The organism is Variovorax sp. FW305-3-2-15-B-LB1, from assembly GCF_058787635.1.
On the sequence record NZ_JBYSZY010000002.1, the window covers coordinates 131,096 to 150,339 of the forward strand.

The 19,244-nt window shown below is 63.9% G+C and carries 19 protein-coding genes; 5 read left to right on the plus strand and 14 right to left on the minus strand.

What is annotated here, in order from left to right; all coding sequences use genetic code 11:
• Positions 1–73: 73 nt before the first annotated feature.
• The gene (locus AC3WQR_RS02125; RefSeq protein ID WP_492741010.1) at positions 74–1,540 is read right to left on the minus strand and encodes an aminotransferase-like domain-containing protein; all 1,467 of its coding nucleotides are present in this window, start codon (positions 1,538–1,540) and stop codon (positions 74–76) included.
• A 370-nt stretch (positions 1,541–1,910) separates the two neighbouring features.
• Here AC3WQR_RS02125 and AC3WQR_RS02130 point away from each other — a divergent pair, with 370 nt between their 5' ends.
• Positions 1,911–2,147 (plus strand): hypothetical protein, encoded by a 237-nt coding sequence (locus AC3WQR_RS02130; RefSeq protein WP_062471033.1) that lies wholly within the window; start codon positions 1,911–1,913, stop codon positions 2,145–2,147.
• Positions 2,148–2,337: 190 nt separating this feature from the next.
• Here the strand turns inward: AC3WQR_RS02130 and AC3WQR_RS02135 are convergent, their stop codons facing one another.
• Complete coding sequence (locus AC3WQR_RS02135) at positions 2,338–3,264, minus strand: alpha/beta hydrolase (protein ID WP_492741011.1); 927 nt, start codon at positions 3,262–3,264, stop codon at positions 2,338–2,340.
• A 257-nt stretch (positions 3,265–3,521) separates the two neighbouring features.
• Between AC3WQR_RS02135 and AC3WQR_RS02140 the strand changes: the two genes are divergently transcribed.
• A complete protein-coding gene (locus tag AC3WQR_RS02140; protein WP_070060194.1) occupies positions 3,522–4,085 on the plus strand; it encodes a metal-independent carbonic anhydrase family protein in 564 nt (187 codons plus the stop codon).
• 285 nt (positions 4,086–4,370) lie between these two features.
• Here AC3WQR_RS02140 and AC3WQR_RS02145 read toward each other — a convergent pair whose 3' ends face one another.
• The 10 genes from AC3WQR_RS02145 to AC3WQR_RS02190 all read right to left on the minus strand — a co-directional run bounded on the left by AC3WQR_RS02145 (position 4,371) and on the right by AC3WQR_RS02190 (position 14,999).
• Complete coding sequence (locus tag AC3WQR_RS02145; RefSeq protein ID WP_062471023.1) at positions 4,371–4,880, minus strand: DUF1993 domain-containing protein; 510 nt, start codon at positions 4,878–4,880, stop codon at positions 4,371–4,373.
• A gap of 769 nt (positions 4,881–5,649) precedes the next feature.
• Positions 5,650–6,036 carry a Rieske (2Fe-2S) protein gene (locus tag AC3WQR_RS02150; protein ID WP_492741012.1) on the minus strand — a complete coding sequence of 129 codons (387 nt, stop codon included), beginning with the start codon at positions 6,034–6,036 and terminating at the stop codon, positions 5,650–5,652.
• 155 nt (positions 6,037–6,191) lie between these two features.
• Positions 6,192–7,544 (minus strand): MFS transporter, encoded by a 1,353-nt coding sequence (locus AC3WQR_RS02155; protein ID WP_492741013.1) that lies wholly within the window; start codon positions 7,542–7,544, stop codon positions 6,192–6,194.
• Positions 7,545–7,585: 41 nt separating this feature from the next.
• On the minus strand, positions 7,586–8,599 hold the full coding sequence (locus AC3WQR_RS02160; protein WP_492741014.1) for a YeiH family protein: 1,014 nt from the start codon (positions 8,597–8,599) through the stop codon (positions 7,586–7,588).
• 14 nt (positions 8,600–8,613) lie between these two features.
• A complete protein-coding gene (locus AC3WQR_RS02165) occupies positions 8,614–10,242 on the minus strand; it encodes a 3-(methylthio)propionyl-CoA ligase (protein WP_492741015.1) in 1,629 nt (542 codons plus the stop codon).
• A 13-nt stretch (positions 10,243–10,255) separates the two neighbouring features.
• Positions 10,256–11,599 carry an aconitase X gene (locus AC3WQR_RS02170; protein WP_492741016.1) on the minus strand — a complete coding sequence of 448 codons (1,344 nt, stop codon included), beginning with the start codon at positions 11,597–11,599 and terminating at the stop codon, positions 10,256–10,258.
• 42 nt (positions 11,600–11,641) lie between these two features.
• Positions 11,642–12,085 (minus strand): aconitase X swivel domain-containing protein, encoded by a 444-nt coding sequence (locus AC3WQR_RS02175; RefSeq protein ID WP_492741017.1) that lies wholly within the window; start codon positions 12,083–12,085, stop codon positions 11,642–11,644.
• A 26-nt stretch (positions 12,086–12,111) separates the two neighbouring features.
• Positions 12,112–12,936 (minus strand): SDR family NAD(P)-dependent oxidoreductase, encoded by an 825-nt coding sequence (locus tag AC3WQR_RS02180; RefSeq protein WP_492741018.1) that lies wholly within the window; start codon positions 12,934–12,936, stop codon positions 12,112–12,114.
• A 29-nt stretch (positions 12,937–12,965) separates the two neighbouring features.
• The gene (locus AC3WQR_RS02185; RefSeq protein ID WP_492741019.1) at positions 12,966–14,021 is read right to left on the minus strand and encodes a beta-keto acid cleavage family enzyme; all 1,056 of its coding nucleotides are present in this window, start codon (positions 14,019–14,021) and stop codon (positions 12,966–12,968) included.
• A 6-nt stretch (positions 14,022–14,027) separates the two neighbouring features.
• Positions 14,028–14,999, minus strand: coding sequence for a Bug family tripartite tricarboxylate transporter substrate binding protein (locus tag AC3WQR_RS02190; protein ID WP_492741020.1), 972 nt, complete (start codon positions 14,997–14,999; stop codon positions 14,028–14,030).
• A 131-nt stretch (positions 15,000–15,130) separates the two neighbouring features.
• Here AC3WQR_RS02190 and AC3WQR_RS02195 point away from each other — a divergent pair, with 131 nt between their 5' ends.
• From AC3WQR_RS02195 to AC3WQR_RS02205, 3 genes are all read left to right on the plus strand, one after another.
• Positions 15,131–16,147: an AraC family transcriptional regulator gene (locus AC3WQR_RS02195; RefSeq protein ID WP_492741021.1), complete on the plus strand. Its 1,017-nt coding sequence runs from the start codon at positions 15,131–15,133 to the stop codon at positions 16,145–16,147.
• A gap of 95 nt (positions 16,148–16,242) precedes the next feature.
• Positions 16,243–16,440 carry a hypothetical protein gene (locus AC3WQR_RS02200; protein WP_492741022.1) on the plus strand — a complete coding sequence of 66 codons (198 nt, stop codon included), beginning with the start codon at positions 16,243–16,245 and terminating at the stop codon, positions 16,438–16,440.
• Positions 16,440–16,676: a hypothetical protein gene (locus tag AC3WQR_RS02205; RefSeq protein WP_492741023.1), complete on the plus strand. Its 237-nt coding sequence runs from the start codon at positions 16,440–16,442 to the stop codon at positions 16,674–16,676. Before AC3WQR_RS02200 ends, AC3WQR_RS02205 begins: the two co-directional genes overlap by 1 nt.
• A gap of 650 nt (positions 16,677–17,326) precedes the next feature.
• On the opposite strand, the gene AC3WQR_RS02210 is transcribed toward AC3WQR_RS02205, so the two are convergent.
• Complete coding sequence (locus AC3WQR_RS02210; RefSeq protein WP_070060187.1) at positions 17,327–18,298, minus strand: NAD(P)H-dependent flavin oxidoreductase; 972 nt, start codon at positions 18,296–18,298, stop codon at positions 17,327–17,329.
• Positions 18,299–18,310: 12 nt separating this feature from the next.
• Complete coding sequence (locus AC3WQR_RS02215; protein ID WP_095743554.1) at positions 18,311–19,243, minus strand: electron transfer flavoprotein subunit alpha/FixB family protein; 933 nt, start codon at positions 19,241–19,243, stop codon at positions 18,311–18,313.
• Position 19,244: the final 1 nt, after the last annotated feature.

Here is a 19,244-nt window from a genome sequence, read left to right on the forward strand (position 1 = left end):
ACTGGACGGAAGCGGCGCGCGTGACGTTGAGAGTCAGTCGAAGGCGGCGGACCTCGACCTGCATGGACGCTAACTAGGGTCTCGACGAACGTTCCTCGAAGATGGGCCCCGATTTTCCAGTTGTAGATTTCAGCTGCGCGTTGGCGAGATCTCCAAGACTCCTGATAGCCCCTTCCAAGCGCGGGTCGCCGAGATACCCGTAGTTGATGCGCAGGTGCCGGGTGTATCGGCGGTCGGCTGAAAACAAATGGCCCGGCGCTACGCCTATGCCGAGCCGAAGAGCGTCCTGGTGCAGTGCGAGCGAGTCGACACCTTCTGGCAGCGCGAGCCACAGGAAATAGCCACCCTCGGGGCGCGTGACCCGCGTTCCAGTTGGAAAGTATCGATCGATAAATCGCAAGCATGCAGCCTGCTGGCGGCTGAGCGAATGCCGCAGGGCGCGCAGGTGACGATCGAAACTCTTGTGTTGCAGGTACTCCTGCAACGCCAGTTGCGAGGGGAGTGCCGTCGCCAGCGAGCTCATCAACTTGTTCCGACCCAAAGTGGCTGCAAAGCGACCGCCCGCTACCCAACCGATGCGATATCCGGGTGCCAGGGATTTCGAGAAAGAACTGCAGTGCAGCACCCAGCCATCCCGGTCCCAGGCCTTGGCTGGTGGCGGTCTCCGAGCCCCATGCGCGAGCTCGCCGTACACGTCGTCTTCGATCAGCGGTATGGCGCGGGTGGCGAGCATGCTGACCAGTTGCTCTTTGGCTGCGTCGCTCATGGTGCAGCCCATTGGATTCTGGAAGGTCGGCATGAACCAGCAGGCCTTCACCGGATGCTGGTCGATCACGCGAGCAAGAGAGTCGAGATCTACGCCTGTTCGCGGGTGGGTCTCAACCTCGACCGCGCGAAGACCGCGGCGCTCCAGTGCCTGCAACGCACCATAGAAGGTTGGCGTTTCGATCGCCACGAGGTCGCCTGGCTGCGTCACCGATTCGAGCGCAAGATTGAGGGCTTCCATCGCCCCGCTGGTGATGACCAGTTCAGACGCAGGAACATCCATCCCGACGCTGCCGTAACGCAGGGAGATCTGATGGCGCAATTGGACGTTTCCTGGTGACAAATCCTCGACGGTCTGCCAAGGATCCATCCGCTTGAGCGCTCGCGTCAGGCCGGCGGCAAGTTGCTCGAAGGGAAACAGTTCTGGCGACGGAAAGGCCGAGCCGAGCGGGACCATATCGCGCTCGCGAGCCTGCGCAAGGACCTGAAAGACAAGCGACGAGACGTCGACCGACATGGACCGCAGGACAGGCTCGCTGGCGGCGAGTTCGTTGGTCGGCATTTCCGCGCCTGCTCGAACGAAGTATCCCGACCGCTGCCGAGCTTCGACAAGTCCTTGCGCCTCCAGCAGGTAGTAAGCAGAGAACACGGTGGACGCACTGATGCCCATTTGCGACTTCAGTTCGCGCACGGAGGGAAGGCGATCGTTCGCCTTCAGGCTACCCGCGCGAATACGCTGAGCGATGTTGTCGGCAAGCTTCTCGTAGCGGTTCATGGGCATCTCTTTCTGATACGGTCGTTCTGGACCGCTTCAGAGATTGTCATATCAGACGTCGACCCGTCCCGGCGCGACTACCGGCCTCCTTGCATCTGATACGGAAATTTTCAGCTGATCTGGTTCTGTACGTATCAGCCTGGAAGATGAACACTCGACAGCACGATGAGAGTGCTTCTGTGGTGCAGGCAGACTGCTCCGCCTTTCGACCCATGTCTTGCGTGCCTTTCGACGCGCCTTGCGGACGCCCATTTAGCTCACCGCAACCGTTTCGTTAGATTGATTGAATTTCCGTTTCTTCATCGGTCTATTGAGCTAATCGCCGCACTCGGGCACTTCGCCGTCCGTCACCATTGATATCCCTTCAATCATGAATTCAATCCCTATCTCTTTTGTTATCTTCAAGGTTCTCGTGCTCAGCGTGGGCATGTATTTAGCCGTCAAGTGGCATTACGAACGGGGACAGAAGGACAAGAATCAGAAGACAGCTGCAGTGGTACTGACATCCATCAAGGTGGGCGGGGCGTTCGTCGCTTCTGCGTTCCTCGTGCTCTTCCTCACCTTTGAATTTTGCAATTGGATGGGTCTGGACCTGGCCATGCAGTGATTGGAAGTTTTCGGTCGATAGCCCGGATACGGTGCGACTGACGGCACGACCCTTTCAGAGACGGGCACCGGCACGATGGCGCGGTATTTGGCTGGCATGCCGACGTGCGAGGCGAGCTCGCCGATGGCAAAGTTCTCACCCAGAATTCATGTCAAGTGATCGCCCGGCTGCATCGTCTCGCTGTGATTTGTCAGTGCGCCGAGAGCAGATACTTCATGCCCTGCGTGAAGCCACGCGGCGCGACGGTGAGATGGTCCTCGTCGTTCAGGACCGCTGACTTCAGCTTCAAGCTTGGGTACTTTCTGCTCTGTAGCGTCGTCTCCAGCGTCTGGTTGTCGGCAACCATGTCTACCGTCTGGTTGTAGCGCCGAACACCTTTGCGCAGCGCCTCATAGGCGCCGACATAAAGATAGACATTCGCCTTCAGGTCCCGATTCTGTTTGGCGTAGCTCGCTTCGAGCTTCAAGGCATGTCGCTTGTCGTACCAGAGAGATGGGCTGCCGAGGATATAGCCGCTGAACAAGCCGGGCTCGGTGAAAAGGATCTGCATCCCAAGCAGGGCGCCGTAGGAGTGACCGAGAAAGATTGTTCTGGCCGGGTCGGCCCGGTAGCGAGCGGCGATGAACGGCTTTACCTGGTTGCGCAGATATTCTTGATAGGCGCGCGCCTGACCGTGGACCGCATTGGCAGGCGCGGTGCTGGGGCCGTTCGGTGTCGGTGTGTAGTCGCGCTGGCGGCTGACCGCGCCGTCCTCGCCCTTTGCGTAAGACAGGCCGACGAGGATGAATTCCTCGATCTGAGGTCCTTCGACGTTCAGGCGGCGCCCCAACTGCCGGACGATCGGGAAAGCGTAGTCGGCGTCAGTCACATACAGCACGGGGTAGCGCTGGCGCGGCTGCTTCGCATAGGACGGCGGCAAAGCAATGAAGACTTGGTAGCCGCGGCCTGAAACCGGATCGGGCACGTCCCATACCTCGCTGTCGACAACCTCGTAAGGCCGCCCCTCGCCGGGCTGCACCTTGGGCGTCGTTTGGGCCTGGGCGTGTGCCGGATCGCCAGAGATGCCGAAGCTGGCGATGAGGGCAACCAGCAAGGCATTCAGAAAACGTTGTTGCATGTGATGAGGTCTTCGCAGGTCGGAGGAAATTCTGGTGCAGACCGAGAGGATGGCTTTCGTTCGACACCTGTCCCACGAGACAGGCCTGCACGCCTGGCTATCTCGCGAATGCACAACCATTCATTTCATTTGCATCTTTTACTCAGAGCAAATCAGCCGGCGCATCATGCCTTGTGCATGTCGTATGGATGCACTTTGGGTCTCGGCTCGACCCACCCGGCCGCTCCGGTATCCAACTACTTCAATTGGAGACCCAAATGAAAAAATTCATTCCCAGCGCCATCGCCAGCCTCCTGATCGCAGGGGCAATCTTGCCGGTCGCCGCCAAGGAGAAAGTCGTCGACCGGAGCATCACGGAAGCGGAAGTCCTGGGGGCCCAGCAGGCCTGGTGCAAGGCGCTGGTCGACATCAGCGCCGCGAATTCCAGCGGAGGGCAGCCGGCCGCCAGGGCGCTGGCCGAGAAGGTCATCGACAGCGCCTACGCCTACCAGCTGGGCGCAGTGCTGTTCAAGCCGACGCTCACGACATCGCCGCAGACCTTTCGCACCGCTCGCGACGGCGCGCTGGCGTACTTCGTGGGCGGCAACCCTGCCTTTCCCAACGACACCGGCTTCGCCCTGAAGGGCTGGACGAAATGCGAGATTGCCAACACTGCCGTGCTCATCCACGGCGACGTGGCCAGCACGCTGGGTAACGTGCTATTCACCGACCCGGACGGCAAGGTCACCACGGTCGACAAGACTTGGACGTTCGTGAAGGACGGTGCCGGCAAGCTGCGCATCGTCGTGCATCACTCGTCGCTGCCGTACGCTGGCCGTTGAACACCGCGTTCGAGTGCCGGCAGGCCCAGGCTCTAGGGCGGCGCCTTCAAGGGGCCTTCATCTGGTGATGAAGGCCCCTCGGAGGACCGTCATTGGCGGCTCCAAGGCGCGAATCGGTGGCAGCACGCCGTCGTAGCGCTCGACCTGCACCGTAGTGCGTTGCCCCGTGCAACCCTGCGCCAGCGATGAGGTGCCGATGTCGTGCGTCAACACATTGGGGTTGCCGTGCAGGCTTGCACTTCGAGCGGCAGTGGCCAGAGTGGCTGAACGCCTGTCCGTCTTGGGTCAGTAGGCACCCATGTAGTCGCGCTTGCCGATCTCCATACCGTTGTGGCGCAAGATGGCATAGGTGGTGGTCACGTGGAAGAAAAACTGCGGCAGTCCATAGTGCAGAAGGTATGCGCTTGCGGTCAGCTTCTTTTCCTTGGGGGTGCCGGGGCGCAATACGATCTCGCGGCTCTCGCTGGAATCGAATTGCTCAGGCTTGAAGGAGCCGATATGGGCCAAGGCTTTGGCGATCAACGCTTGCAGGTCGGCGAAGCTGACCTCGGTGTCGGGCCAGGACGGCACCTCGGCACCCGCCAGGCGGGAGGCAATGCCCTTGGAGAAGTCTGCGGCGATCTGTACCTGACGTACCAGTGGAAACATGTCAGGGAACAGCCGCGCCTGCAGCAGCGCGTTGGGATCGATATTTTTCTGCGTCGCCTGGTCTTCGGCCTTCTTGAGCACGTCGGACAGGGCGCGCAGCATCTGCTGCATGACGGGAACGGAGGCGTTGTACAGCGGGCTGGTCATGGTGAGTTCACTTCAAAAATTTTGGGCACGATGGCCGGAGTTGGCGTGGCAGAGGCCCTGCCGACCATGCAAGGCTAACAGCACAGGGCGAACTGAATCGCCCCGGCTTTTGTGGCCAGCTTTTCTTCCCGCTGGCAGTCGGAGCAGCCGCGTTGAAGGGCAGTTCACTGGCAAGAAGTGGACGTCAATTGCAGGTGCACGACAGACCGCGATCGCTGGATAGCAGTCGGTCGACCTCTCGCATCGAAGGACCGCTTCGGGCCCTGAGCGGCCTCTTGGATCCTAAGATTGCGTGCCCCAAACCGGACACACGCACGCGGACACCTCACCTGCACGTCGGTTCCGACTCGCACCTCTTACTGGCAGTGCCCGCCCGACGTTTTGCTCGGCTGATAGGCACTGCGAAGATTGGGCGCGCCACTGCATGGCCAGCGCGATACCGAAGAGGTTCTCGAACAGCCCGAGGATCGACTCGCCAGGAGGAGCGTGCATGACAGGCTTCGGTGTGTGGAAGCCCGCCGAGCGGCCGGCAGCGACTCGTCCGTTGATGGGCGGCACGATCAGATCGTCTCCCGCATCATCAATTTCCATCGTCACTCATGGCGGTCAGGGCCAACTCATTCGGCCGCAGGGCATTGGGCAAAGCGATCGATGCGCGTCTGGTCAAGCAGGATGGCTGTGGGCGTCCGAAGTCACGGCCGTGTGGTCCTGCAGCGCACCAAACCGATAGTCAGAGGGGGCAGGCAAAAAAGAACTCCTGTGATGCGTGTCATGGGGCCAGGTCGATCTGGACCCGATGATCGTGTATCCGGACCGGGTAGACGCGCACACCGAAGCCCGGGGCTCCGCGCATGCAGCCGGTGGCCAGATCGAAGCGCAGCCCGTGCGCACGGCAGCTCAGCGCGCCGCCATCGAGCTTGCCGGTGACCAGTGAGGCGCCCTGGTGCGGGCAGCTGTCGGCCAGCGCGTAGACGTGCTCGCCGACGCAAAACAGCGCGATCTCGTGGCCGCCGGCACGCAGCAGGCGACGCGCGCCGTCGCACACCTCCTCTGCGGCCATGGCGTCGATCCACTGCGACATCGCGGCAACCTCAGGCGCCGCGATGACGTCATGAACGACGAGCTCAACGGACGCGGTGCTGTTCGGGGCTTCCACTTCCGTCCTCCGAGAAACTTCCACTCATGCGTTCCCACTCCTTCATTGCGACACCCCAAGGAGGCGCATACAGACACGCAAGAAACTTCTCAAGCATCGCAAACATCTCAAACCTCTCTTTAGTCTCAGTTGGCATCGGGGCCTTGGCCGAACCTTCAGCGGCAAGCCGCAAGTTGTGTGTCAGGCAGGCTTACGTCATCAACAAGAGGGTTTGCGGCGCGCTCAGCATCACGCTGGTAGGTACGAGAACCGATCACCAGCATCCAGGCGGCAGCAATCCCGAACACCGGTGTCACTGCCAATGCCGTCTGCAGCCCGAAAGCGTCGGACAGTGCGCCCGCAATGAGTGGTCCCATCGCCATGCCCAGCAGGTTCTGCAGCAAGCCGAGGATCGACGCGCCAGTGACGCGGAAGCCGGGGTGAATGACGTTGATGACAATGGCGGCAGCAGGGCCGGCGGTACAGGTCGCGAAGAAGCCACCAAGGGCAAACAGTCCGAACTGCGCCTGGTTGGATAGGTGAACGCCGAGCAACGGCAGCCCGAACGCGGCGCCAAGGACCGCTGACGAGACCACGCACAGCACGCCCATCGAAAGCACCCGGCCGCGCGGATAGCGCTTTCCGAACATGTCACATACAACGCCCCAGACCACGCTGCCGAGCGCACCGCACAGCACGACAAGCGCGGCATGAATCCCTGCCTGTGCAGGCGCGACCCCATGCACGCGATTCAGGAAGCTTGGCAGCCAGGCCCACATCGACGACAGGACGATGAGTTGCACGGCGCTCCCACAGCCCACCCACATCAGCGTTGGTGACCGCTTCACGGTCCCGAAGGCCGCACGGATGACGCCGCCAGCTGAGCGCGTGGAACCCTGGGATTGCGTACCGACGTCGACCGTGTGGTAGTCGCGTACCTTGATGTAAAGCAGACTCAGCACCAGGCCGGGAATGCCGACCACGCCGAACGCCGCCTGCCACCCCCAGCGCGCCGCGATGATGCCGCCGAGCGCGACGCCCAGCACCGAGCCCACGGAAGCGGCTGCCATGAAGCTGCCGAGCAGAGCGCTGCGCATCCGGTCGGGGAAGTGGGTCGCAATCAGTGCGGCGCCCACCGCACCGTAGCCGGCCTCTCCGACACCGACCATGGCGCGCGCCGCCAGCAGCGAGCCGTAATTCCGGGTGAACATGCACGAGATCGAGGCGATGCTCCACACCGTGGCCATCGCCACGATGCTCTTGACGCGGCTCACGCGGTCGGCAACGAGCGAGACCGGAAGCGCACAGGCGGCGAGGACGATCGACAGGGCCGAGACCAAGCCGCCGAGTTGCTTGTCCGACAGGCCCCAATCGGCCTTCATGTACGGGAACAGTGAAACGATGACCTGGCGATCGATGTAGTCGAAGAGCATCAGGCCGATGGTCATCGCGTAGGCGAACCACGCCTGGCGCGGCCCGAACAGATAGCCGTCGTTCGGCCTCGAGTTGGAAGTAGTCTGGATATTCACTGTCTTGTCTCCAATTTGGAATCTCTTTTTTGCCTCGGCGCCTATGCGCCCCAGCGCACCATCGCCAGCACGAGGGCCGCGAGGAAAATGGTTTCGCCGACCATCAGCACGACGGGCTTCAGGCCCACCTGGACGATTTCGCGCCACTGCGTCTTCATGCCGCTCGCGGCAATCGCCGCCACCAGGCAGGCGCGCGAAAGATTGCCTCCGAACTCGGCAAACGCATGCGGCAGCAAGCTGCTGCTGTTGACCGCGACCAGGACCACGAAGGCGACGATGAAGCCCGGCAGCAGCGGCGGGCGCTGCCCTTGTGCCGCGGCGCCACGCGGGCGGGTCAGCAGCACGGTGAGCAGGATCACCGGCATCAGCATCGCGACGCGGGCCAGCTTGACGAGGGTGGCGACGTCGCCGGTTTCCTTCGACATGCCATAGCCGGCGCCAACCACCTGCGCGACGTCGTGGATCGACGCGCCGAGAAAGGTGCCGGCCAGCCGCGCGTCCAGGCCGATGGCCTTCGCGAGCATCGGATAGACCACCATGGCCAGCGCCGAGAGCACGGAAATGCCCACGATGGTGAACATCAGCGCGCGCTCCTTCTGCGGGTGCGAGGGCAAGGCCGCCGCCAGTGCCAAGGCGGCCGAGCCTCCGCAGATCGCGGTCGCGCCTCCGCTCAGCAGCCCGAACAGGTGCGTGAAGCCCAATGCCCGCGCGGCAAGAATCGATACCGTGATCGTGGCAACGATGGCGACCAGCGCGAGCAGTACCGGAGGCCAGCCGAGTCCGACGATCTGGTCGAGGGTGATCTGCAGTCCCAGCAGCGCGATACCGACCCGCGACAGCTTGCGCGCCGTGAACTCGATGCCCGGCGCGCAGGGGCCCTCGGTGGCCAGGAAGTTCATCGCCATCCCGAGGAGCAGCGCCAGCAGCATCGCGGACGCTCCGTAGTGCTGCGACAGGAAGCTGGCCGCGGCCGCGACGACGCCGCAGGCGAGTAGGCCGGGAAACAGCGCACGGCCGCGCCTCGACCAGACGGCCGCGCAAGTCATGGTGGGCATGGCTCTTTCCGGATTCAGGCTGTGGGCAGTCGGTAATCCCGGAACGTCTCGCGCAGCTGGTTCTTCAGCATCTTGCCGGTGGCGCCCAGCGGAATGCTGTCGACGAATGCCACGTCGTCCGGCGTCCACCACTTGGCGATCCGGCCGTTGTAGAAGTCCAGAAGTTCCTCGCGCGTCACCTCGGCGCCGGGCTTCCTGGCCACGACCAGCAGCGGGCGCTCGTCCCACTTCGGGTGCGCGACCCCGATGCACGCGGCCATCGCCACCGCCGGGTGGGCCATGGCGATGTTCTCCAGGTCGATCGATCCGATCCACTCGCCGCCGGACTTGATGACGTCCTTGCTGCGGTCGGTGATCTGCATGAAGCCGTCGGCATCGATCGTCGCGACGTCGCCGGTCGGGAACCAGCCCTGGACCAGTGGGTCACCGCCCTCGCCCTTGAAGTAGTTGGCAATCACCCAGGGACCGCGCACCATCAGCTCGCCCGAAGCCCGGCCGTCGCGCGGGAGTTCGCCCCTGTGCTCATCGACAATCTTCATGTCGATGCCGTACAGCGAGCGCCCCTGCTTGGCCTGCAGCGCCCGGCACTGCGCCGCGTCCAGCCCCACATGTTTGCCCTTGAGCTTGCTCAGCGCGCCCATCGGGCTCAGCTCGGTCATGCCCCAGGCGTGGATCACCTGGACGCCGTACTTGTCCTCGAAGGCGTCCATCATGGCCGGTGGACAGGTCGATCCGCCGATGACGGTGCGCTTCATGGTGCTGAACTTCAGGTTGTTGGCTTCGACGTGCGTCAGTAGGCCCTGCCAGACGGTCGGCACGCCTGCCGCCATGGTCACGCCTTCGGTCTCGAACAGCTCGTGCAGCGACTTTCCATCCAGCCAGGGGCCGGGGAACACGAGCTTGGCGCCGACCATGCACGCCACATAGGGCAGACCCCAGGCGTTGACGTGAAACATCGGCACGACCGGCAGGATCGTGTCACGCGAGGAGCAGTCGAGCGAGTCCGGCAATGCGGCAGCGTAGGTGTGCAGCACCGTGGACCGGTGGCTGTACAGCGCGCCCTTGGGGTTGCCGGTGGTGCCCGAGGTGTAGCACAGCGACGAGGCGGTGTTTTCATCGAACACCGGCCAGGTGAATTCCGGGGAATGCGCGTCGATCAGGTCCTCGTAGCACAAGAGGTTCGGGATCATCGACGCCACCGGCATGAAGTCGCGGCTGGTCATGGCAACGAATGCCTTGATGGTTTTCACGCGCGAGGCGATCGCCTCCACCAGCGGCAGGAACGTGAGATCGAAGAACAGCACCTTGTCTTCGGCATGGTCGGCGATCCACACGACCTGGTCCGGATGCAACCGAGGATTGAGCGTGTGCAGCACGGCGCCGGAACCCGACACTGCGTAGTACAGCTCCATGTGGCGGTAGCCGTTCCAGGCGAGCGTCGCGACGCGATCGCCGAAGGCGATGCCATTGGCGGCCAGCGCATTGGCCATGCGGCGCGAGCGCTGGGCGAGATCGGCGTACGTCTGGCGATGCAGGTCGCCTTCGACGCGGCGCGAGACGATTTCCTGGTCGCCGTGGTGGCGCTCCGCATGATTGAGGAGCGTCGAGATCAGCAGCGGCTGCTGCATCATGTTTGCGTTCATGGTGGTTGTCCTCTTACCAGCGGGTGGATACGAACCGGCCGGTCACGGCCGCATCGATGAGATCGGGAACCGCACCGAAGTGCCAGCCCTGGCCGAAGCCGCCACCGAGCTTGACGTACTTGAAGCTGTTCGTCGCGATGTTGAGGTCGTGGCTCCAGGTGCGCACCGGGTTCATGCCCATGCACGTGGAGTGATAGATCTTTCCGCCCGCGTCTTCGATGAGCTTGGCCTCGCCGTTGTCTCTGGCCATGTGGTACGACGGCGTGTCGGTCTGCACCCACATGTGCACGTTCGGGCTCACCTTGCGGCCTTTGATCAGGCCAGCGATCTGGCGAATCTCGTGGTACGTCAGGTGCGGGCAGCCGAAGACGACGATGTCCACCTTGTCGCTCTTGGCCGAGTCGAGCTTGCGGTAGTACTCCCGCACGTCGTCCAGCGTCACGATGTGCTTCTCGACGTTCGCCGGGACCTTGCCGCCGAACGCGGCTTCCAGCGTCCGCGACTCGGGCAGGGCCGAGCCGATGATGTGCAGCATCGGGTCGTTCATGCCCGCGGAGACGCAACCCGACAGGCACTTGCCGGCCGTCGGGCTCAGGAGCGGGGGCATGTTGACGACGGCCGGGATGCGGTTGCCGCCCTTTTCGGCAATGACGGCGCCCAGGGCCGCCCAGTCCGCCGGGTCCGTCACCTTCTCCTTGACCTCGTCGGTCAGCTCGACGATCACCTTCGCGAGCCGGTTTTCATCGAGCAGCATGCCGTATTTGGGCAGGTAGCCGGTATAGCCGGCATACACGGTGTTCACCGTGCTCTCGCGGTTGCTGCGCGCGCCGACGAAGGTGTTCAGATAGGCGGCGACGCTGGACTCGGAGGAGGCGCAGAACTCGCCGTACCTGGGCGTGCGGGTGGTGAGGTGCGAATTGCACGACTGCGACATGATCCAGCCGTGCTCTTTGAGCGCGTCATGGCCGCGCACATAGCCGTCGTAAATGTCCTTGGGCAGCTTGTAGCTGCCGTCGCCCCAGGAGAAGTTCCACGGATAGCCTTCTTCCTCGTACTTGTCGATCTGGACGAGGTACGGGTCGTTCAGGCAGATCGTCTTGCTCTCGTCGGCGACGCGGGCATCTTTGATCTCGATGAATTTGTCGTACAACGGACTGTGACCCATGTCGAAGGTTGAGAGGTCGGGGTGCGACCGGTCCTTCATCTCTATCGGGCAGACGTTCAGGACGAAGGACAGCGGCACCATCTCCTCGGCGTCGACAGCTTTGCCAAAATCCACCAGCTTTTCCAGCGCGAAGCGCCGTGCCTCGCCATACTTTCCATCCAGCATCTCCTGCTGGGTTCGATCGAGCTTCATATATTCCTCGTGCAATTCAAAGGGGGTTCGCGGGACCAGGCATCAGGCCGATGCTTTGCGCGTGATCGTGACGGTGGCTTCCTTGCCGACTTCGTCGGCGCGGATCTCCACCCAGTCACCGGTGCGGATCTCCTGGATGGGGTCGCCGTCCAGGCTGTCCACCGCGGGGATCTCGCCGGCGATGGCGCCCGCGATGTCGATGTCGTGCACGTTGCGGCAGACGATGCCGGTCGGGCCGACCTTGGACACCTGGCACTTGTAGTACAGGCCCACCGAGCCCAGCGTCGTGCCGGACACGGTCGGGTACACCACGATCTTGCCCTTCACGCACTGGCCGTTCAGTGGGTTCTCGTACGCACCGATGATTCCGCCGTCGTTGGTGACCGTGTTGAAGCCCCAGCCGAATCGCATTTCGCTGACGAGGGCCTCACCGCTTGCCCGCCCCTTGGCGCGGGCAATGCCCTTCAATACTTTCACTTGGTCCATGTTTGTCTCCTTGTTCTCTAACGTGTTCAGATCAACATGCCGCCGTTGGGCGAGATGACCTGTCCGGCCAGGTAGTGCTCGCCCGCCAGGTGCACCACCGTGGCGGCGTACTCTTCGGGGGTGCCCATCCGTCCGGAGGGCACGAGCTGCATGAAGCGATTGCGGCCTTCCTCGCCCATCGTCTGCAGGATCGCGTCGACCTCCTGCGTGTGGACAAGGCCAGGTGCCATCACATTCACGTAGATGTTGCTGCCGGCGACCTCCGCGGCGACCGCCTTGCTGAAGGCGATCACCGCCCCCTTGGTTGCGCTGTAGTGGGGGCTGTGGGCGGACAGGCCCGACATGCCCGACAGCGATGCGACATTGACGATGCGCCCGTACTTCTGCGGTTCCATCAGCTTGAGCGCTTCGCGCGTGCAATAGAAGGTGCCGTGCACGTTGACGCCCCACCAGCGGTGCCATTCCTCATCGGTGATGTTGCTGGTGAACTCCAGTGACTGCCTCGGGAGGGGCGTCGTGAGGTAGGTGTAGTGGCGGTTGCGCCGCGCATCGTCGCTCTTCCGGTTGGGTGTCAGCGCCGCGTTGTTCACCAGGATGTGCACGGTGCCAAAGCGTTCGGCCGCCTGGGCGAACATGCGCTGTACCGCGGCGCTGTCCGAGACGTCGCAACGCACGGTCAGGCATTGCGAGCCGGCCTCTTCGACCGCGGCGCGCGCCTGCTCCAGGCTCGCTTCATTGATGTCGCAGACGACAAGATTGGCGCCGGCTTCGGCCAGGGCGCGCGCCAAGGCGCGGCCAAGGCCCGGGCCTGCGCCCGTGACGAGCGCGACACGCCCTGCGAGGGGTCGCATGGAGTTCATCATGATGAGCTCTCCCGCAATCAGGCCACGCGACGCAGCGGAGCGCCGCGTTCGCCGGGTTCACGGTTCGGCGCGTAGCCGATCTTTGCCAGGGTTTCGTCGACGCTCTTGTAGTGCTCGCCGATCTTGTGGATCTCCTTGGCCTGCTTGCCGGTGGCCACTTCGCGATGCATTTCGCGCGAAAGCCGCACCATCTGCTCGACCTGCTGCACGGAGGTCATGCGTTCGCCCTTGCGGCCCCAGAGGTTGTCTTCGATGCCCACGCGCACGTGCAGGCCCATGGCGATCGCCATTGCATTCAAGGGCAGCACGCTGCGCATGATGCTTTCGATGGTCAGGACCGCGCCATCGGGGACTCGGCGGATGAACTCCATCATGTTGTAGGGGTTCGGCCCGTCCATGCCGCCGCCAATCGCCGCCCAGTTCATGGTCAGGGGGCCGGTGTAGATGCCGCGCCGGATCAGACGCTCGACCGACTCGAGCTGCCCCACGTCGCCGAGCATGAACAGCGGCTGGATGCCGTTGGCCTGCAGCCGGCGCAGGTGTTCCTCGACGAAGCCGGGCCCCGAGGGAATGGTCATTTCGCGGTAGGCCTGCTGATAGGTCGGATTCGCAAGGGACGTGTTCGCGACATCATCCGCGGTCAACAGCTCGCAGATGTTCATCTGGTTGGTGTTGATCGCGATCGTCACCTGGTCGGGCTTGGGCGTGAGCTCCGCGAGCATGTGGCGCGTGTCGTCGCTGAGCCATTGGGCCGCCTCGCTGTCGGTCTCCGGCGCAAACGAAATCGAGCCGCCGACCTGCAGGATCATGTCGGGCACCGCATCGCGCAGACGGGCCAGCAGCTCGTTGAACATCGACAGGCGCTTGGAGCCTTTGCCGTCCGCCTCACGGACATGGACGTGCAGGAGCGTGGCGCCCGCGTTGTAGCAGTCAACTGCCTTTTGAACCTGCTCATCCATCGACACCGGGATGTCGCTGGAGTCGGCGGGAATCCACTCCGGGCCGTAAGGCGCGACTTGGATGACGAGGGGTTGCTGGTTTTCGGGGAGCAGGGAGTCGTCGAGGAATTGCATGGCTGCTTATTCCGGTTTGAAGTTGATCGATTTCAGCGTCGAGGCCTGGCGCTCAGAGGCGGTGCGCAGCGACTTGGTCAGCTCATCGGTGGTGACGGGCAGACCGGGCTTCATGCCCAAGGCAGTCAGGCGCTCGCGCACCGCGGGCTGCTGCAGGGCCTTGAGCGCTGCGTCGCGCAGTCGGGCCTGCACGGCGGCCGGCACGTCGCTCGCGACCCACAGGCCGACCCAGATGACCTGCGTCATGGCGGGGAAGCCCTGCTCGGCGAAGGTCGGCACGTCGGGCAGGGCCGGCATGCGCTGCGCCGTGGTGACCGCGAAGGCCTTGACCTTGCCTGCCTTGACCATCGGCACCGATGTTCCAGGGCCGTCGAACATCAGCGGCACATGCCCAGCCATGACGTCCTGCAGCGCCGGGGGAGCGCCCTTGTAGCCCACGTGCTGCATGTCGAGCCCGGCCAGCGCGTTGAGCTCGACGCCCAGCGTGTGCGACACGGTGCCGGTGCTGTACGACGCGATACTGACCTTGCCGGGGTTGGCCCTCACGTGGGCGACCAGGTCCTTGAGCGTCCTGGCTTCCAGCTGCGGGCCGCCGACAAGGAGCAGCCCGCTGCTCGCGAGTTGCGCGATCGGCTTGATGTCCTTGAACGGGTCGAAACGCGGCTTGACCAGGTGCGGGATCTCGGACACGGCGCCGCTCAGGTGCGCCATCACGGTGTAGCCGTCGCGCGGCGCCGCCAGCATTTCGTTGACGCCCAGCATCCCCATGCCTCCGGGCTTGTTGTCGACGACGATCGGCTGGCCGAGGCTGGGCTGCATCGCATCGCCCAGGACGCGCGCGATGACGTCCATGCTGCCGCCGGCCGGAGCGGGCACCACGATGCGAATTGGCCTGTCGGGCCAGGTCTGGGCGGATGCGAGGGTGGCCGCTGCCCAAAGGCATGCGGCGAAGCTCGCCCGCAGGGAACGAATGGTCATTGATGTCTCCTTTTTTAATAGCGCCAAAGCGATGAATGGCGGTACAGAGTGTGGCTTTGCCCCCTGTCCGGCGCTTGACCCGTCGGGACATTCTGATTACCGTTCGGGACATTCGAAATCCCCTCGAAAGAATGCAGTCCACCATTCGCAGCGCAACGCTGATCGGGTACCCGGAACTGGCGCGCTCGATCGGCCTCGATCCGGATCGCCTGATGCGCAGGTGCGGCCTGAATCCTTCGTGCCTTGCGGATCCGGACTCGCGGATCGATGCCACAGCGGTGGCAAGGCTGCTCGAGACCTCGGCTGCGGAAGGCCAGGTCGAAGACTTCGGGTTGCGGCTTTCCAAGGCGCGGCGCCTGTCGAACCTGGGTCCGTTCAGCCTGGTGGTGCGAGAGGAGACCACGGCACGGCGCGCCATCGAAACGCTGGGCCGCTATCTGCAGCTGCACAGCGAACTGCTGTCCATCCGCATCGAGGATGCGGGCCAACTCGCCATCCTTCGGGTGCACATCGTTCAGGGCGCCCGGATGCCTCGCCGGCAGGGGATGGAATTGTTCGTGGGCTATCTGTTCCGCATCCTGCAAGAGCTGTTGGGACCGTCCTGGAAGCCTCGGCGCGTTCTCTTCGCGCATTCGCCACCCGCCAACCTGTCAGGGCATGTCGCCGTGTTCGGGCACATCGTCGACTTTGATGCGGAGTTCAACGGGATCGTCTGCGCGGCGGAGGACCTGGCCGGGCTACTTCCCTCCGCAGATCCGGCGATGGCGCGCTATGCGCGCCAGTATCTGGATGCCATGATCTCGCGCCCGGACATGACACTCGCGGACAAGGTCCGCTGGCTGGTGCGCGAGACGCTGCCGCTGGGCCGCTGCAGCATCGACAAGGTGGCGCAGCATCTTGGCGTTGATCGCCGGACGGTGCACCGGAATCTGGCGCGTGACGGAGAAACGTTCTCGTCACTCGTGGACGAAGTGCGTGCCGAGCTGGCCGAAGGTTACCTCGAGGGCAGCAAGGGGCGCCTCGCTGATGTTGCAGACTTGCTCGGGTTCTCGCAGCTCAGCGCCTTCTCGCGCTGGCACAAGCGCCACTTCGGTTTCAGCTTGACGGAACGGCGAAGCGGCTCAGGAACGGGCGGGGGTATGAAATGAAATGGCGCGTATGCGACTGCGCGATTTGCCTGTGACAACGCGCCGCGAGCGTGTGCGCTGGGCGTTGATCCCGGCAGCGTGCATCCCCCATCCCTGTGGCATTGCTTGCTGGCTGGCGGCTGCAAAGCGCGATGCCGCGCCACATTGTTCTGGCGTCCGGCTTGCGAGACGGCATGAGCTTGGCACGCGCCGATGCCTATCCGCGCTTATTTCCATACATCACCAAGCTGACGCTGCCACCGGGGACGTGGGATTGGGCATCCCCAAAGCTGACCGCCGCGAACGACTCCTGATGGCCGATAGTACCCATTCGCGCAAGGCCGAGGGATGTCTGCAATGGCTGCAAAGCGGATGCTCGCATTGTCTGCCGACGATCAGCATGGAGCGCATGGCTGCCACCGAGGCCTGCACCACAAGCACCTCGACCGAACCGAATTCCCTCCATCACATGAGCTTCAGCCGTCGCATCCAAAAGAACCTGTTCACCAGGGCGGGCCGCGAAACACGCAGCCCGCAGACCAGCCGCTAACCGCCAGTCTCAAGCGCTCCACGTCGCGCCTTTTCACTCAGCTGAAACAACTCTCCAGCCTTGCGAGCCAGTTCAGCCGCAAGCCAAAGCAGGTTGTCCAATCGCCGAGGCCCGTCACCGCTGCACCAGTCGATCTCTTCCCCGTGGCAGACCCACAGAAGAGCTTCGAGTTGCGAGAGGGTGTTTTCGAGAAGATCCGCCGGGTCTTGGGCGTTGTCTTCGGAAGCTACCGGCGTAGTTGGCCGGGCTATAGTCTTGGTAGCCATCTTTGTGCGTTTCCTTCCAAGGTGTTGCACGAACTTGGTTAGACGGCTGGGGTGCTAGTAACACCTCGGCCGTCGCCTTTTGATACCTCGCATCTGCATCGCTGCTTTCGCACCGACGACCTGCCGCGAGGCAAGCAGCCTTCAAACATCTCAGTAGGGGGTGGGGTGTGGCGCCTTTCTTCTTCCCTTGGTGGGGTGTCGAGTGACAGGGGCATTCACTCTAGAGAAGAACCCGGCGAAGTGGCCGGTTCATGCGGCACGAAGTCTCGGCGAGCGCCAACAAATGCAGCTTCTGCGACGCGCTGAGCACGGACCTCGTGGGCCCGTGCCGCGCCAGTCCGAAGCGGCTCTGAACGCTCCCGTCGGCGGGAGCGCGGCAGAGCTTCAGTTCATCCAGCTGCGAGCGCGGTCCAGATGCTCCCGGCACTCGCGCACCATGCGTTCGAGCAATTCAGCGCAGGTCGGGATGTCGTCGATCAGCCCGATGCACTGGCCGGCCGAGACCACGCCGTTGTGCACCTCGCCCGACTCCAGCGCTGCGCGGCCGCGTGCGCCGGCGACCAGCGGGCGGATGTCCTCGAACTCGCAGCCGCCCGGACGGCGTTCGGTGGCCACCACTTCTTCGGAGATCGCGTTGCGGAACACGCGCGCCGTGTTGTGCAGCGTGCGGAACATCAGCTTGGTGTCGCGCTCGGTTGCGGCCACCAGCGCCTGTTTGATGTTGTCGTGGATCGGCGCTTCCTGGGTCACGCAGAAGCGCGTGCCCATGTTGATGCCCTCGGCACCGAGCGCCAGCGCGGCGGCCATGCCGCGGCCGTCGGCGATGCCGCCCGAGGCGATGATTGGAATGCGCAGCTTGCGCGCCGCCACTGGCAGCAGCACGAGGCCGGGCACGTCGTCCTCGCCCGGGTGGCCCGCGCATTCGAAGCCGTCCACGGACACCGCGTCGACGCCGTTGCGCTCGGCCGAGAGCGCGTGGCGCACCGAGGTGCACTTGTGGACGATCTTCACGTCGTGGCGCTTCAGGGCCTCGATGAAGTCCTTCGGGCTGTTGCCCGCGGTCTCCACGATCTTCACGCCGCTGTCGATGATGGCCTGCACGTACTCGGCGTACGGCGGCGGCTTCACCGCCGGCAGGATCGTGAGGTTCACGCCGAAGGGCTTGTCGGTCATCGTGCGCGTGCGCGCGATCTCGTTGCGCAGGTCGTCGGGCGTGGGCTGCGTGAGCGCCGTGAGAATGCCCAGGCCGCCGGCGTTCGACACGGCCGCGGCCAGCTCGGCGCGGCCCACCCATTGCATGCCGCCCTGGATGATGGGGTAGCGGATGCCGAGCAGTTCGGTGATGCGGGTCTTCATCGTCGCAGCCGCTTACAGCGTGGTCACGAGTTCCGGCACGGCCGTGAACAGGTCGGCCACGAGGCCGTAGTCGGCCACCGAGAAGATCGGGGCTTCTTCGTCCTTGTTGATCGCGACGATGACCTTCGAGTCCTTCATGCCGGCCAGATGCTGGATGGCGCCCGAGATGCCCGCGGCGATGTACAGCTGCGGCGCGACGATCTTGCCCGTCTGGCCCACTTGCCAGTCGTTCGGGGCGTAGCCTGCGTCGACGGCTGCGCGGCTGGCGCCCAGGCCGGCGTTGAGCTTGTCGGCCAGCGGCGTCATCACTTCGTTGAACTTCTCGGCGCTGCCGAGAGCACGGCCACCCGAGACGATGATCTTGGCGGCGGTCAGTTCGGGGCGGTCGCTCTTGGTGACTTCACGGCCCACGAAGGCGCTCTTGCCGCTGTCGGCCACGCCTTCAGCGGTTTCAACGGTGGCGCTGCCACCGGTGGCAGCGGCTGCATCGAAGCCGGTCGTGCGAACCGTGATCACCTTGGTGGCGTCGGTGCTCTGCACGGTGGCGATGGCGTTGCCGGCGTAGATCGGGCGCTCGAACGTATCCGGGCTATCGACCTTGGTGATGTCGCTGATCTGCGCCACGTCGAGCTTGGCAGCCACGCGCGGTGCGACGTTCTTGCCGTTGGCGGTCGAGGGGAACAGGATGTGGCTGTAGTTGCCGGCGATCGCCAGCACTTGTGCTGCAACGTTTTCGGCGAGGTTCTCAGCCAGGCTGGCGCTGTCGGCAGCGATCACCTTGGACACGCCGGCGATCTGCGCGGCGGCCTTGGCGGCTTCGGCGGCGTTGGCACCGGCCACGAGGACGTGGACGTCGCCACCGCAAGCCAGGGCTGCGGTCACGGTGTTGAGGGTGGCCGGCTTGATGCTGGCGTGGTCGTGTTCGGCAATGACGAGTGCGGTCATG